This window comes from Erythrobacter sp. (assembly GCF_036351135.1).
In the GTDB taxonomy this organism is placed as follows: Bacteria; Pseudomonadota; Alphaproteobacteria; order Sphingomonadales; family Sphingomonadaceae; genus Erythrobacter.
The window spans coordinates 1-14,777 of the sequence record NZ_JAZBON010000023.1; the positions used below are offsets into that span (position 1 = coordinate 1).

The window sequence follows — 14,777 nt, forward strand, 5'->3', positions numbered from 1 at the left end:
CAAGTTCTACCTCCCCTCCCCCGACCATCGCGGCGCCACCGCTCCCCAGATCGCCTATCTCGAAATGGTGATGGAATATGTCGGCGAGGAGGAGAAGACGGTCGAGGCGGGCACCTTCCAATGTCGCCGCTTCCGCTACGTCGATGACAGCGATGAGGGCATGGGCGGCACGCGCCATCCCGATTTCGACATGTGGGTGACCGCCGATGAGGACAGCGTGCTCGTTTACGGTTCGATCGATGGGTACATGATGAACCGCTATGAGCTCGTGGAGCTCGATCGCTAGTCAGCCGACCCGCACCATGACCTTGCCCATATGCGCACCGCTTTCGAGATATTCATAGGCTAAGCGCGCATCGGTGAAGTCGAACGCGGCGTCGACTACCGTTTCGACGCTTTTGTCAGCGACGACCCGAAGCGCCTTTTCGAACATCCCCCGATGCCCGCTAGTGATGCCTTTGATGGTGATGTTCTTGCCGAGCAGCGGCCCTTGCGAAAAGTCGGCTGTGTCCTGCGGTGAGCCCGAGAGCGCGCCCAGCGTCCCGATCCGGCCTTCGAGACCCGTCGCCTCGAGCGTCTGCGCGAATTCGCCGAAGCCGATCGTGTCGACCACGATATCCGCGCCGCGCCCTCCGGTGGCTTCCAGCAAGGCTGCCGCCCAGTCGGGGCTGTCACGGTAATTGAGGGTGAAATCCGCTCCCAACTCGCGCGCTTTCGCCAGCTTGTCATCGCTCGAAGAGGTAATAGCGAAGTCGGCACCCATGGCCTTGGCCAGTTGGAGCGCGAAGATCGCCACGCCGCCGGTCCCCTGCGCCAAGACCAACTTCCCTGAAAGGTCATTCGCGCCATCCGCACCGAAATCTACCATCGCATGCCAGACCGTCCCAGCAACGACGGCCAGCGTCGCGGCGGTCTGATCCGTAACGCTATCCGCCACCTTGATCGCTGCCTTGGCGGGGAGCATAATTTTTTCGGCGAGCCACCCATCGATCGTCACGCCGATATCGCGATTGAAGATATGATAGCCGAACCCGCTGTCAGGGTCCCAATCGACGAAGTTTGCAGCGACGACCCGTTCTCCCACCGCGAAGCCTTCCACACCTTCGCCCAAAGCCTCGATCGCGCCGACGCCATCGGTAAGCGGGATGCGGTTTTCAGGCAGATCCGCACCATAATGTCCGCGCAGGATCATAAGGTCGCGGTAATTGAGTCCGGCGGCGATGGTACGGACCAACATCTCGCCCGGCTCGGCGACTGGTTCGGCGCGTTCGACCATCCGCAGGCTCTCGGTATCTCCACGCGCGCCGATCTCCCATGCCTTCATCGCTCGCCTCCATTAGCGCCAGGTCCGACGACCGGTGGGTCAACCTGCGGTACTTCGACATTCGAAAAATCGGTCGAATATCGCGCATCGCCAACGCGGCCGACCATATCCTCTCGCAGAGGCGCTTCGGCGTAGATGGCCACCGTATAGTCGCCCGCGCTAGGATCTTGGCGCAGCTTGATGATCTCTTCCTGGTAGACGCGGCTGTTCCAGAATGTGCGCGCGTTTTCGATGCAGGGGAAACGCACGGTCAGGTTCGCGTAATTCGCTGGCAGCTCACCCTCGAAAACTTCGAGCGGGCGCGGGATCGTTACATAATAGCCGCCCAACTCGCGGTAGAGCCCGCTTTCCGCGATCGCGCTGGCATAGGCCATCATCCGCTCGCGATCCAGCGTCGGGCCTGCGACCACCATGTAAACGGGACTGTCGCAAATAGAGGCTGGCGGCGGCGGAGCCTCGCCTTGTGCAACGCCCGCGCCCTGCAACATCATCGCGAGAAGAGGTGCAATCATTGTCCCTCGATCCTCCATTCGTCGCACAGAGTGCGCTTCCACGGCTTGCCGGCCCGGAACCACTGCCATGTGCGCGCGCGGGTCTGGCCATTCGGGGCGATGTTGATCATTTCGATGTAGTACGCGCCCGGTTCGTCCATGCGGTCGAGCTTGAGCATCAACGTGTCCTCGCAGGTCTGCCAGCAATATCCGCTGAACCGGTCGGTGTCCCACACCAACCGCTCGCCATCGAGCTTGCCGCCGAACTCGTAGGTCGCCTCGCGCCCGTCCTCCCAGCTCAGCCAGTTGTGCTGGATGTAATGCCACTCGCCGGTATCGGGGAATTCGCAATGGGTCTTGACCTCGTGAGCGTCCAGCAGCGCGCCATCGGCATCGAAGTGGCGATACCAGCCGTCCCACCAGCCATTGTGGTGCAGCATGGCGGGCATCACGGCTTCGAGAGCGGCGCGGTTGCTCATGCCCGAGCACCCCTTTCGGCATAGGCATCGATGGGAAGCGGATCGCCGGTCTGCCGGATCAGTGCCTGTTCGCGCAGGAAACGGAGCATCCCGCTATCGCCCATCCGGCTGGGGCCTAGCCCGGAGGCCTTGCGCGACTGGTTGGTCGCATCGCCGACCATGCTGGTGAGCGCGCCATCCTGAAGGCTGATCGCACCCGCCTCCAGCCGCGCTCCAACCTTGGCGGCTTCGTCGAGCGATCCAGCGAGTACGGCGGCGGAAAGCCCATATTGCGTATCGTTCGCCTGGCGCACAGCATCTTCGAGGTCTTCGTAGATTATCACGGGAATGACGGGGCCGAAGGTTTCTTCCCGCATGACCTCCATGCCGGGTGTGACATCGGCGAGTACCGTCGGGCGCAGATACTTGCCGCCACCCAATTGCTCGACGCGACCTCCCGTCAACACGCGCGCGCCCTTCGACGTCGCATCGTCGATCTGTGCCTGGACCTTTTCCGCCTGCGCTGGGAAGATGAAGGGACCGATGTGCCCCTTGGCCGGATCGGGATGTGTGAGCTCAACCCTCTCGGCTTCGGCTGCGAGAGCCTTGAGAAATGGCTCGGCGATCTCCTGCGCGACGAAGACCCGCTCGATCGACTGGCAGGCCTGTCCGGTCGCGACGACACTAGCCCGTAGCGCCACGTGCGCTGCCCACTCAGGATCGGCGCTGGCGGTGATGATCATCGGGTCCTTGCCGCCCAGTTCGAGATTGACAGGAATGAGCGTGCGCCCCGCGGCTTCGGCGACCTTGCGCCCCGTTGCGGTCGATCCGGTGAAGCAGACATAGTCGACCTCTTCGACCAGCGCCTCGCCCACGTCTGCGCCGCCCATGACATAGGCCAGCGGCAATTCGGGAATCTCGGCGAGCACGGCACGCACGGGTTCGACGAAGCGTGGGGTCACTTCGGACGGTTTCACCAGCGCCGCGCATCCCGCCATCAGCGCCGGCACGGCGTCGACATGGCTCAAGATGACAGGGAAGTTCCACGGCGCAATCGCGCCGAACAGCGGGTAGGCGCTGTAATGGGTGACGATCGCGATCCCCGGCGTCGCGGACGGTTTGGGACCACGATCAAGCCCCGCGAAAAGTTCCGGCCCGCGCCCCGCCCAGCGGCGCATATTGCCGATGAAACCCTGCACTTCGATTTCGGACACCGTGCGGCGGCCGGTATCGATGCTGAGGGCTGTGACGATGGGCTCGGCGGCTTTCTCGACTGCATCGGCAAGGCGCAGCAAGACCTTGGCACGTCCAGCAGGTCCTAGTGCCTCCCATTCAGGCTGCGCGGTTCGCAGCCGCTTGGCTGCGGAAGCGATCTCTTCGCGCGTACTTCGCATGAATTCGTAGTCTTCTTCGCCGGTACGGGGATTGCGCGCCTTCATTGCTGCGCTTCCCAGTATGCGACGATATCCTCGCCGCGGGCGAACCACGCCTCTTCCCGCTCCACAAGATCGGCGAGCAGGCATTCGAGCGCGCCGATGCGGTAGGGCAGGCCCATGATGTAAGGTGTAAGGTGGATTGGCAGCATCCGTCCAGACCCAATCCCAGCCGCTTCCTTCGCCAGCCAATCGAACGCATCGCGCATACTTTGCGCCCAGCTATCCGCGCTCTGCTGCTGGACGGTGATAATCGTCCGATCGGATAGCTCATGGTTGAGCGGCAGGTCGATAAGGCCGTTGGCGAAGCGATAGGGCAATTCGTCATTCACCCAGTCGCAGCAATAGGTGAGCCCCTCGTCCTTCAGGATGTCGAGCGTATGGAAGCTTTGCTGTCGCGCGATGGAGAGCCAACCCTTAGGTCGGGTGCCGGTGGCCTTTTCCAATCGCGTCATCGCATCGCCGATCAATTCTTTTTCGGCCACCTCGCCGAGTGTCGCATCGATCGTCCCGTTCATGTCGGTCGAGTGGGCGATGATCTCGTGGCCTGCTGACTGCATCGCTTCGATAAGCTCGGGATAGCGCTCGGCAATCGCGGCGTTTGTGGCAAAGCTTGCCTTCACCCCGACTTCGGAAAAAGCGTCGAGCATTCGCCATGCGCCCACCCGATTGCCGTAATCGCGCGAGGTGTAGTGGCGGTAATCGGGATAGGGCGTGACCATGTGGCCGGGCGCCTTGAAAGTTCCGCCAGGCGTGATCGGGAACCATTCGAGGCTGACGCACAGCCATACCGCAACCGAGCCCTGCGGCCAGCGGACCGGCACGCGCTCATGCATGTTCGACCATTTATACAGGTCATGGTCGTAACCTTCGCCGCGCTTTGGGTACTGGGTGTAGCTGTCTGGAAGCGTGCTCATCCAACTTGCTCCCGCCAAGCATCCACGATCTCGCCCGCCCGCGCGATCCAAGCGCGGCCATCCTTGGCGATATGCTCCAGCGCCTCCTCGAAAGGACCGATCCGGTGAGGTTGTCCGATAAGATAGGCGTGCAAGGGAATGCACATCACCGTGCCCGATTGCTCGCCCTCCGTCGCCAGCCGCTCATATTGTCGCACCAGCGTATCGGCGTATTCGCGCCCACTCATGTTGTAGACGAAGAAGCCGTAATGATCGTTGACCTCGAGACTGTAGGGGATCGAGGCGAGCTTGCCTTTCGCGACCTTAACCTCCTGAACCTGATCGTCGTGATAGAGGTCGCAGGTGTAGTCGAGGCCGTACTCGGCAATTAGGTCGAGCGTGCGCGGCGTATGGGTTAGCGCGGGGGCGAGCCAACCGCGAATGCGCTGGCCAGTCGCGTCCTCTACCGTCCGGATCGAGTCCTCGATGATTGCGCGTTCCTGAGCTTCGGTCATGTCGTAGGAATAGCGCGTGTTGTAGATGCCGTGGCTGAAGAACTCCCAGCCGCGCTCATTCGCATCGGCAACAACTTCGGGGTGGTGCTGACAGAGCGCGACCGAGAGACTGACGGAGCCGGGGAAGCCATGCCGCGTCATCACCTCGGCCATGCGCCAATGACTCACTCGGTTGGAATGGTCGCGGTGCGAATAGCCGACGACGCTTGGCGCAGGGTGCGGCCAGGGATTGCGCTTGGGATGGATCGGCGGATCGATCTCATAATATTCAAGATTGGGCGCAACCCAGACGGCGACGGTCTTGCCATCCGGCCATTCGATTTTCGGGCGACCCCTGTAAGGGTGGTAATCGTAGAGATCGGGGTCGGGGGCGCCTTCCTGCATGGCTTAGCGCCTCTCCAGCCAGTTCACCACGGCTTCGACCGGCTCGACATCGGCATATTTCAGCTGGAGGTCGGTGAGATTGGCGAAGTGATAGCTTTCGTGCTTGTCGGCGCAGGTTTCGATCGGAACGATAGTGCGGTACCCATGGCTCAGCGCATCGACGGCCGTTGCGCGCACGCAGCCGCTGGTCGATCCGCCGGTCACCACCACCGTATCCACGCGGTGGAAGGTCAGATAGCTTGCGAGCGGCGTTTCGAAGAAAACGCTCGGCATGCGCTTGGTGAATTGCAAATCGGCCGGCTTGATATCGCAGCGCGGATCGAATGCGTGGCGTTCGGAGCCGTACTTGATGTTCTGCAGGCTGTCTTCGGTGTCCGTGCGCGTGCCCCAAATGCCCGCATCGCCTGCATCGTCCTTGTAGGCAACGCGGCTCCATATGACGGGCATGCCCCTTTCCCGGGCCAGGGCGCTGATCCGGTTGATATGGTCGATCTGGTTCGGATCAGTCTCATAGGCGGTCTTGAACAGATCGGTGCGCGTATAGGCTTGCTGCACATCGACATTCACGATGGCCAGCTTTTCGCCGAAGCCGAACTTCTTGCGCGCCGGGTTCGCCATCACGTCCTCGAAGATCTGGCGCGCGGTCCTGCCATCCTCGACCATTCTCGTCCCGACCAGTTCCGCCATGCTCGCTCCCGCCTGTTTTTGCGCTTTGACAGGCGACAATAATGACGCGTAGAGAGTTGTCGAGTGGAATTTGTCCGGACAACTTTGTGCCTCAGATCACGCGCCACATCCTGACGATACCCGGCACCCATAGGAAGGTGCATTATCGCCGTTGTGGCAGCGGACCTGCCTTGTTGATGGTGCATCAAAGCCCGCGCTCGAGCGCGGAATACGAAGGGTTGATGCGGGCATGGGGCGAGCACTTTACCTGTATCGCGCCCGATACGCCGGGCTTTGGCCAGTCCGACCCGCTCCCCGACTCGGCCGAAATCGCCGACTTCGCCGATGCCGTGTGCGAGCTTCTGGACGCGCTCAGGATCGGGCGATGCGCTGCCTACGGCTTCCATTCCGGCGGGATCATCCTCGTCACCGCGATAAAGCGTCAGCCCGAACGCTTTCGGTGCCTTGCGGTGGGCGGCTATGCAATCTGGACCAAGGCCGAGATGGAGCTGTTCGGGGAGCGGTACCTCCCCGAGTTTCACCCGAGCGCCTATGGGGAGCATCTGACCTGGCTTTGGAACCGGATGCTCGAACAAAGCTGGGTCTTCCCCTGGTTCGATACGCGGGAGGAAGCGAGGCTTTCGGTGGCTCATGCCGATGTGGACCGGGTGGCTCAGGCGGTTTCGGAAATGCTGGATGCGGGCAATGCCTATCAAGCGGGCTATGGTGCGGTGCTGCGTGCCCCGCGCGATATTCCGCCGGTTGACGCCCCACCCGCATCCGGGAACTGGCCGCCCTGCCTTATCACCGCCTATGACGGCGACCCCCTGCAGGAGCATATCGACCGGCTCGGCGACATGCCCAAAGGTTGGCAGGCGCAAAAGGTCGCCAGCCCTGACGAGCACCAGGAGGTGAGCCTCGCTTTCCTCAAAGACTATACCGATGGCGGCCCCTGCCCCGAACTCGCACAAGACGAGGGCGAAGGTTGGCTCGCACTCGATAACGGACAGGTACACTGGAAGGGCAAGCGCGGCGGTCGGCTCGTGCTGCATTGCCCGGCTCGGGAAATGGCCGAGCCTACCGGTGGCGACATCGCGATCGATGTTCCCGGCCATGGCCAGTCGGCTGACGCCGACGATATCGCGGCGACGGTCGAGTCCGCGGCAGCCGCCCTGAGCGCGTCGGATATCGTCTGGCCGCACGCTCCGAAGGGCGACCCGGACCGCCTCTATCCCGACACGACCCCGGATCGTTTTGGCCAATATCTCCAGCGCGCCTGGCAGGCCTCGCGCGCTGAAGCCTTCTTCGAGCCGTGGTACGATGCAAGCGCGGCGAACGCGATTCCGCTCGATCCCGCCCGGCTCGATCCGCATGCGCTTCACGCCCGCGCGCTTGCCCGCATTCGCGCCGGGGATGCGTCGCGGCAATGGCACCAAACCCTTCTTTCCCGCAACGAAAGCTGATCCGATGACGACATATGCCGAATTCACCGAAAACATGCCTCTTCTGGCGCGCCATGAGGGGGTCTGGGACGGCATTTATTCCTATTTCGACGCTTCGAACGAGAAGATCGACGAACATGCCAGCCGCTTGATCTGCCGCATGACCGGGAAGGACGACATTCCGTACCACCAGACCAACCATTACACCTGGCCCGATGGTAAAAAGGATGTGCGCGACTTTCCCGCTACCTATCGCGACGGAAGGATTTGGTGGGACAACGAACTGATCCAGGGCTGGGCTGCCGAAGTTCCGCTGGACGAATATGATCGCACCATGATGCTTTACTGGCAGCGTACCGGCGATCCATCGCTTTATTTGTACGAGCAGATTCAGATCTCCGACGACGGGCAAAATCGCTGCCGCACCTGGCACTGGATCCGGGACGGCGTGCTGGAAACGCGCACCGCGATCCAGGAGACCTTCGTCACCAAGGACTGGCGCGCGGTGGATGCCGAAATGCAGGCGGAGGCCTGACCGCGAGGCAAGATGGCCCAAACGCTGTTCGACAAGATCTGGCAAAGCCATGCGGTTGCGCAGACGGAAGGCGGCGCGACGCTAATTGCGATCGACCGCATCTTCCTGCATGAGCGAACCGGCGCGGCAGCGCTGAAACGCATGGCCGACATGGGCCGAAAGGTGCGCGATCCCGCGCGGGTCTTTGCCGTCATGGATCATATCGTCGACACCCGCATCGGTCGAGGCGACGGGACGTTGATGGCGGGCGGAGAGGGTTTCATTACCGAGACCCGCGCCGCTTGCAAAGCCGCCGGAATCACCCTCTTCGACGTCAACGACCGCGACCAGGGCATCGTCCATGTCATCAGCCCCGAACAGGGCATCGTCCTGCCCGCCTGCACGCTGGTCGCACCCGACAGTCACACCTGCACGCAGGGAGCCTTCGGGGCCCTCGCATGGGGGATCGGTTCTTCGGAAGCCGAACATGCGATGGTCACCGGCACGTTGCGGCTCGACAAACCGAAAACGATGCGGGTGCGGTTCGACGGTACGCTTTCGCCCGGCGTCACGCCAAAGGACATGGTGCTCGCCCTGATCGCGCAGCATGGTGCGGGCGGCGGTGCGGGCTTTGCGCTCGAATTCGCAGGCGTTGCGGTGAGCGCGATGGATATGGAAGGGCGCATGACGCTGTGCAACATGGCGACCGAGTTCAGCGCCATGACCGGCATGATCGCGCCCGATGCCAAGACCTTCGCCTATCTTGCAGGTCGGCCCTACGCGCCCGGCGATTTCGATGACCCCTACTGGAAGAACCTGCACAGCGATGAAGGAGCGGTGTTCGACAAGCAAATCGTACTCGACGCCTCGACTATCGCGCCGATGGTGAGCTGGGGCACGAGCCCGGAACACAGCATGCCCATCACTGCGCAAGTTCCCGCAGGTCCTAAGCGCGCGCATCATTATATCGGGCTCGCCCCGGGCGACCGACTGGCCGGGACTGCGATCGACGCCGCATTTATCGGCAGTTGCACCAACAGTCGCCTTTCCGATTTGAGGCGCGCCGCGCAAATCCTAGAGGGCCGCCGGATTGCACCCTCCATTCGCAAGGCGCTCGCTGTGCCCGGCTCTATGGCAGTCAAGCGCGCTGCCGAGGCCGAGGGGCTGGACAGGATATTCGAAGCGGCCGGCTTCGAATGGCGTATGAGCGGGTGTTCGCTATGCTTCTACGCCGGCGGCGAGGGCTTCCCCGAGGGTAGCCGCGTCATATCCAGCACCAATCGCAATTTCGAAGGTCGCCAGGGTCCAGGCATCCGCACGCATATCGCCTCGCCCGAAACAGTCGCTGCGAGCGCGATCGCCGGCAGCATTGCCGATCCGCGCGAATATGCGCGCGAGGAGGCCGCGGCGTGACCCCCTTCCCCCAGCCCCTCACAGGAATGGTCGCGCCGATCCTGCGCGACAATATCGACACCGATACGATCATTCCAAGCCGCGAAATGCGCTCGACGGGGCGCACCGGGTTGGCCGAGGGGCTTTTCGCACCGTGGCGTTATACCGACGCAGACGCGCGCACGCCTAACCCGGACTTCGCCTTGAACCATCCCGAATATGCGAATGCCCCGATTATCGCGGGCGGCGCCAATTTCGGCTGCGGGTCGAGCCGCGAGCACGCCGTCTGGGCACTCGCCGAATACGGCATCCGCGCCGTGATCGCCGCAGGCTTCGCGCCGATCTTCCACGCCAACTGTCTGCGCAACGGCGTGCTGCCCATTACCTTGCCGCCCGAAGCGGTGGAGCGGATCGCGGGCCAGAGCGCCATGATCGACCTCGCGGCGCAGCGCGTCGAAAGCGCCGGCATGAATTATCGCTTCGAAATCGAGGCGGAAGCCAAGCGTATGCTCGCCGAAGGGCTCGATGCGATCGATCTGACTTTGACGCAGGCAGCAGCTATCGACGAATGGACGCGAGCCGATCGGGCCACACGCCCTTGGATCTACCGGGAGAGCCCGAGATGACGCAAATCCTCGTATCCGAAGTTGGGCCTCGCGACGGGCTACAATCGATCGAGCGGATCATGCCGCTCGAAGCCAAAAAACGCTGGATCGCGGCAGAGGCCGCCGCCGGGGTGAAGGAGATCGAGGTCGGCAGCTTCGTCCCGCCCAAGCTGCTGCCGCAAATGGCCGATACTGCGGCGCTGGTGGAGTTCGCCAAAGGGATCGAAGGGCTGAACGTCGTGACACTGGTGCCCAATGCCAAGGGCGCGCAGCGCGCGGCTGAAGCGGGCGTCGATGCGATGAGCATCCCATTCTCGATGAGCGAGACGCATTCGATCAAAAATGTGCGCAAGGACCATCCGGCCATGTTGGCTGAAATAGCCGAGGCCGCCGGGATCGCCCGCGAGGCCGGCATTCACTTTGCCGTGAGCCTCTCGACCGCTTTCGGCTGCACGATGGAGGGCGCGGTCGCCGAAGATCAAGTGGTGCGCCTTGCCGAACAAGCTGCGAAAGCCGGTGCGCAGGAGTTCAGCCTCTCCGATACGACCGGATATGCCGACCCGGCGCAGGTCCGCCGCCTGACCCGCAAGGTCAAGGCAGCGGTGGGCGAGGACATGCTGACGACCCTCCACCTCCACAACACGCGCGGCTTAGGACTCGCCAATGTCGTTGCGGGCCTCGAGGAGGGAATCACCACCTTCGATGCCTCACTCGGCGGGCTCGGTGGATGCCCCTTCGCGCCGGGCGCGTCGGGCAATCTGGTGACCGAAGACCTTGTGCTGATGCTCAATTCGATGGGCTACGACACCGGGATCGACCTTGAGAAACTGCTCGATGTGCGCGCCATTCTTGCAGAGGCTCTGCCTGGCGAGCCGCTCTATGGGTTCACACCCGATGCGGGGCCGATGCTCGATTATGACAAGAGGGTCGCGGCATGAGCGGTCCGACGCCGCTGGCCGGCATCAAGGTCACCGAATTCACGCATATGGTGATGGGACCGACGGTCGGACATATCCTCGCTGGCCTCGGCGCCGAGATCGTCCGGGTCGAGCCGATCGGGGGAGACCGCACGCGGCGCCTCAAGGGATCGGGTGCAGGCTATTTTCCGATGTACAATCGCGGCAAGAGCTCAATTTGCCTCGACCTGAAAAGCGAGGACGGGCTAGCGGTCGCCCGCGACCTGATCGCTTCCTCCGACGTGCTGGTCGAGAATTTTCGCCCCGGCGCGCTCGACCGACTGGGACTCGATTACGAAAGCTGCGCGAAGGCCAACCCCCGCCTTATCTATTGCAGCGAGAAGGGGTTTCTCCCCGGCCCTTACGAAAAGCGCACCGCGCTCGACGAGGTCGCGCAGATGATGGGCGGGCTCGCCTACATGACCGGTCCGCCGGGCCAGCCCTTGCGCGCGGGCGCGAGCGTGATCGACGTTACCGGCGGGATGTTCGGCGTCATCGGGATCCTCGCAGCGCTAGAGGAGCGGCATCGCACCGGACGCGGACAGAAAGTCACCGCCAGTCTGTTCGAAACCACGATCTACCTCGTCGGCCAGCACATGGCGCAATATGCCGTCACCGGCACGCCCGCCGCTCCCATGCCGGCGCGCGTGTCCGCATGGGCGATCTACGACGTGTTCGAAACCCGGGACGAGCCGGTCTTTATCGGCGTGGTCACCGATGCTCTGTGGGAGAAATTCTGCCGGCTTTTCGGCCTAGACGGATTGTGGGCGGACAAGAGCTTGCGCGAAAACAATGCCCGCGTCGATGCGCGCGATCGCATCCTGCCCGAAATCCGCCCCATCATCGCGCGGATGACCGCTTCGGAAGTGATTGCCAAACTCGACGGGACGGGCCTCCCATTCGCGCCTATCGGTCGGCCCGAAGACATGTTCGACGATCCGCACCTGGCGCAAGGCGGCCTCGAGGACGTGACTTTCGAGGACGGAACGAGCGCGCGACTGCCCACGATTCCACTGGAAATGAACAGCCAGCGCATCGGGTCAGCGCACGAACTGGCCGCGCCGGGTCGCGATGCGCGCGCGGTGCTCGACTGGTTGGGTTATGACGAGGAAAAGGCCGAGGTGTTGATCGCCAGCGGCGCGGTGGGAGCAAGCGATTGAAACAGGCATCGGCAATTCTCGGCGCTCTCGCGCTTGCGGGCTGCGCGGCCAATCTTGGCGAGGATGTCGGATCGCCTGGCACTGCCGCGAATGCCGGGCCACGCGCCGCCGGGGTCGAAACGCCCGAACAGCGCATTGCGACCGATGTGCGGCGCTCGACAATCATCGTCCGGGATATCGAGAAAAGCCTCGCATTGTATCGCGACGTTATCGGGCTCGAAGTCAATTACGACACTACGGTAACCACCTCGGGCGTCGCCCTGCCGGCGGGCGAACCGGGGGCAACCGCGCGGCTGGTGCTGCTCAATTCGAACGATCCGTGGGTCGGCTGGGTCGGGCTTATGGAATGGCTCGATCCGCCGATCCCGGCCGGCGACTATCCAACGCAGATGGGGCCGGGAGGCGTCGTCATGGTGCTCAACACCGACGACGTCGAAGGTCGCTGCGAGGCGGCCAAGTCGGTGCCGGGCGTGACGTTCACCGCCGAACCGAGGCTGCAGGTCTATCCCGGCCGCAATGGCGGGCCAGACATTCGCGTGATGGGGTGTAATTTCTTCGACCCCGATGGAATCCTGATCGAGCTCAACCAGATCCTGGAATAAGGTCGGGGCCGTCGATGACGAGCACCTGCACGTCTGCGAGACCGTCCCGCAATTTCTTGACTTCGGCATATGCCGGGCTGTTCCAGAACCGCCGGATCGCGTCGCGATCGCGCCATTTAGAGATGACCATGCTGGCGCCGTCTCCGAAATCGCCTTCGAGGCACTCGGCGCCCGGTCCGCGCAGCAGATATTCGCCGCCGAACTCGCCGATCAGCTTCGCTGCCGCCGCGCCGTAGCCGGAGATGAAGCGATCGCGATCGCGGATGGCGGCGGTGACGATCATATAGGCAGGCATCGTTCGGGAGCTCCTATTCGCGCCTCAAACGCTCGACCACATCGATGATCGGCGGGTCGTCCGCCGCCATCGCCTCGACCTCCTGCTGGAAACCGCGCATGATCCGCGCGATATACGCCTTGGTCGCCAGTCCGCGTTCCTCGCCTTCCTCGAGGGTCGGCGCGAAAGTCTCTATCTCCTCGCGCCTGAACGTCCCGCGGGCCTCCAGCAACCGTTCGAGCGTGTCCTGCCTTTCGCGCAGGGCGGACACCTCTGCCGCCAGGGCGAAGACGGTCGAATAAAGCCGGTCGAGCGCCGGGTCCTCAAAATAGTCGGGACGCTTGCCCTTGGCCCGCCGTCCCGATGCGGCAACCCAATCGAAGTCCTCACTCATGCGGCTTCGGCCTGAGTCTGCGCTTTCCACGCGCCATAGGCGTTCCAGATCGCGGCGCGGCCGTAATCCTCTTCGCCCTCATCGGGGGACGGCGGGAAAATTTCCGGATCGACTACGGCGCGCACGCCCGCGACGAACTGGTCCTCTTTTCCAAAGCCCGCCTCGGCCATAACCTGCTTCAAATCCTGCCCGTGCATCGCGCTCCAGAACGGCTCGTTGTTGTTAAAGGCATCCCAATCGCGCATGAACTGCTCGAATAGTGGCATGTCATTCGAATATTGCGGCTGTTCGATATGCAGGATGAGCCCTCCCGGTGCGAGCACGCGGTAGGCTTCGGCAAGTAGCCGGGGCATGGCTTTCGAGGAAAGCTCGTGCAGGAACATCGTCGTCTGCACCCAATCGAAGCTCTCATCCGCCCAGCGCGACAAGTCTTCGCCCGAAGCCTGCACGAAGCGGATATTTTCCACTCCCATCGCCGCGGCTCGCGCCGCGCCGTAGCGCAGCGAGGCGGCAGCCGTGTCGATCGCGATCACCTCCGCCTCGGGAAAGGCTTGCGCGATGGGCACCGCATTATGGCCGACGGTGCAGCCGATATCGAGAATGCGTTTAGGCTGCCAATCGGGCCGCTGCGCCTTGACCCAGCCAACCACCGCCTGACCGCCGCCATCGTTAAGGCCGCCGAGCGCGCCGCCGGTGGTGGCGAACAGGCCGACGTCGTAATTGGCGCCGACGGTCACGTCGCCCTCGCGTTCCTCGGTATGATAGCCGCCCGGCTGGCAATGGATATCGACCGCCGTCTGGTAATGCGGCTGTTCGACCGCAGGATCAAGTTCGAGCAGGCCGGAATGCTCGTTATATTGCCGCGCCATGGCATCGAGCTCGTCCAGCTGGCGCAGCACGACCTGACGCCCGAAATGCTGTCGCATCTCCATCGAATTGCGCTTCAGCGCCGACCAGGTGCGATGCCAGCTGTCGCCGTTCATCGCATCGCGGATTTCGTAACGATGTTCGGGATCGCGGCCATGCTTTTCACGAAAGGCGGGCAGGACGCGCTTTTCATAGGCGATCTTGTTCCCCGCGCCGATCGCGCCCGAAAGGTAGCGATTGAAATGAGTAAGGAAATTGAAGCGCGCCGTCTCGTCATGGCTGGCCCGCGGCATCATCGCATGCCGCGTCATCGCGGTGTAGGGAGGAGGCAAATCGGTCGCCATGATAGGGGTCCTTCGCGCAAATTTGTCCGGACAAGTTTGAGTTATAGCCGCCGGGCTGTC

Annotated in this window: 17 protein-coding genes and 1 pseudogene; 8 read left to right on the forward strand and 10 right to left on the reverse strand. The window is 63.0% G+C overall.

The window, feature by feature from the left end; translation table 11 throughout:
* A pseudogene (locus V2I30_RS06310) lies at positions 1 to 286 on the forward strand (hypothetical protein); the annotation flags it as partial.
* On the opposite strand, the gene V2I30_RS06315 reads toward V2I30_RS06310, so the two are convergent.
* Genes V2I30_RS06315 through V2I30_RS06345 form a run of 7 tightly spaced genes read right to left on the reverse strand, consistent with a single transcriptional unit; the run spans position 287 to position 6,188 of the window.
* The gene (locus tag V2I30_RS06315) at positions 287 to 1,324 is read right to left on the reverse strand and encodes a zinc-dependent alcohol dehydrogenase family protein (RefSeq protein WP_330661239.1); all 1,038 of its coding nucleotides are present in this window, start codon (positions 1,322 to 1,324) and stop codon (positions 287 to 289) included.
* The gene (locus V2I30_RS06320; RefSeq protein WP_330661240.1) at positions 1,321 to 1,836 is read right to left on the reverse strand and encodes a DUF1330 domain-containing protein; all 516 of its coding nucleotides are present in this window, start codon (positions 1,834 to 1,836) and stop codon (positions 1,321 to 1,323) included. Before V2I30_RS06320 ends, V2I30_RS06315 begins: the two co-directional genes overlap by 4 nt.
* On the reverse strand, positions 1,833 to 2,294 hold the full coding sequence (locus tag V2I30_RS06325; protein WP_330661241.1) for a hypothetical protein: 462 nt from the start codon (positions 2,292 to 2,294) through the stop codon (positions 1,833 to 1,835). The genes V2I30_RS06320 and V2I30_RS06325 overlap by 4 nt, the downstream gene beginning before the upstream one ends.
* A complete protein-coding gene (locus tag V2I30_RS06330; RefSeq protein WP_330661242.1) occupies positions 2,291 to 3,712 on the reverse strand; it encodes an aldehyde dehydrogenase family protein in 1,422 nt (473 codons plus the stop codon). The genes V2I30_RS06325 and V2I30_RS06330 overlap by 4 nt, the downstream gene beginning before the upstream one ends.
* On the reverse strand, positions 3,709 to 4,623 hold the full coding sequence (locus V2I30_RS06335; protein ID WP_330661243.1) for a polysaccharide deacetylase family protein: 915 nt from the start codon (positions 4,621 to 4,623) through the stop codon (positions 3,709 to 3,711). The genes V2I30_RS06330 and V2I30_RS06335 overlap by 4 nt, the downstream gene beginning before the upstream one ends.
* Positions 4,620 to 5,501 (reverse strand): polysaccharide deacetylase family protein, encoded by an 882-nt coding sequence (locus tag V2I30_RS06340; RefSeq protein WP_330661244.1) that lies wholly within the window; start codon positions 5,499 to 5,501, stop codon positions 4,620 to 4,622. The genes V2I30_RS06335 and V2I30_RS06340 overlap by 4 nt, the downstream gene beginning before the upstream one ends.
* Before the next feature lie 3 nt (positions 5,502 to 5,504).
* Positions 5,505 to 6,188, reverse strand: coding sequence for an isochorismatase family protein (locus V2I30_RS06345; protein ID WP_330661245.1), 684 nt, complete (start codon positions 6,186 to 6,188; stop codon positions 5,505 to 5,507).
* A gap of 86 nt (positions 6,189 to 6,274) precedes the next feature.
* Here V2I30_RS06345 and V2I30_RS06350 point away from each other — a divergent pair, with 86 nt between their 5' ends.
* The 7 genes from V2I30_RS06350 to V2I30_RS06380 are packed head-to-tail and all read left to right on the forward strand — an operon-like array spanning position 6,275 to position 12,838.
* Positions 6,275 to 7,630, forward strand: a complete 1,356-nt coding sequence (locus tag V2I30_RS06350) for an alpha/beta fold hydrolase (protein ID WP_330661246.1) — start codon at positions 6,275 to 6,277, stop codon at positions 7,628 to 7,630.
* A gap of 4 nt (positions 7,631 to 7,634) precedes the next feature.
* Complete coding sequence (locus V2I30_RS06355; protein WP_330661247.1) at positions 7,635 to 8,144, forward strand: DUF3598 domain-containing protein; 510 nt, start codon at positions 7,635 to 7,637, stop codon at positions 8,142 to 8,144.
* Between the two features lie 12 nt (positions 8,145 to 8,156).
* Positions 8,157 to 9,536, forward strand: a complete 1,380-nt coding sequence (locus V2I30_RS06360; RefSeq protein WP_330661248.1) for a 3-isopropylmalate dehydratase large subunit — start codon at positions 8,157 to 8,159, stop codon at positions 9,534 to 9,536.
* Positions 9,533 to 10,141 (forward strand): 3-isopropylmalate dehydratase small subunit, encoded by a 609-nt coding sequence (leuD, locus tag V2I30_RS06365; protein ID WP_330661249.1) that lies wholly within the window; start codon positions 9,533 to 9,535, stop codon positions 10,139 to 10,141. Before V2I30_RS06360 ends, leuD begins: the two co-directional genes overlap by 4 nt.
* Positions 10,138 to 11,058 carry a hydroxymethylglutaryl-CoA lyase gene (locus V2I30_RS06370; RefSeq protein WP_330661250.1) on the forward strand — a complete coding sequence of 307 codons (921 nt, stop codon included), beginning with the start codon at positions 10,138 to 10,140 and terminating at the stop codon, positions 11,056 to 11,058. Before leuD ends, V2I30_RS06370 begins: the two co-directional genes overlap by 4 nt.
* Positions 11,055 to 12,236, forward strand: coding sequence for a CaiB/BaiF CoA transferase family protein (locus V2I30_RS06375; protein WP_330661251.1), 1,182 nt, complete (start codon positions 11,055 to 11,057; stop codon positions 12,234 to 12,236). The genes V2I30_RS06370 and V2I30_RS06375 overlap by 4 nt, the downstream gene beginning before the upstream one ends.
* Complete coding sequence (locus V2I30_RS06380) at positions 12,233 to 12,838, forward strand: VOC family protein (protein WP_330661252.1); 606 nt, start codon at positions 12,233 to 12,235, stop codon at positions 12,836 to 12,838. Before V2I30_RS06375 ends, V2I30_RS06380 begins: the two co-directional genes overlap by 4 nt.
* Here the strand turns inward: V2I30_RS06380 and V2I30_RS06385 are convergent.
* Genes V2I30_RS06385 through V2I30_RS06395 form a run of 3 tightly spaced genes read right to left on the reverse strand, consistent with a single transcriptional unit; the run spans position 12,819 to position 14,717 of the window.
* Positions 12,819 to 13,133, reverse strand: a complete 315-nt coding sequence (locus V2I30_RS06385; protein ID WP_330661253.1) for a DUF1330 domain-containing protein — start codon at positions 13,131 to 13,133, stop codon at positions 12,819 to 12,821. The two genes, V2I30_RS06380 and V2I30_RS06385, sit on opposite strands and share 20 nt — an antisense overlap.
* 13 nt (positions 13,134 to 13,146) lie before the next feature.
* Positions 13,147 to 13,506: a hypothetical protein gene (locus V2I30_RS06390; protein WP_330661254.1), complete on the reverse strand. Its 360-nt coding sequence runs from the start codon at positions 13,504 to 13,506 to the stop codon at positions 13,147 to 13,149.
* Positions 13,503 to 14,717 carry a class I SAM-dependent methyltransferase gene (locus tag V2I30_RS06395; RefSeq protein WP_330661255.1) on the reverse strand — a complete coding sequence of 405 codons (1,215 nt, stop codon included), beginning with the start codon at positions 14,715 to 14,717 and terminating at the stop codon, positions 13,503 to 13,505. Before V2I30_RS06395 ends, V2I30_RS06390 begins: the two co-directional genes overlap by 4 nt.
* Positions 14,718 to 14,777 lie beyond the last annotated feature (60 nt).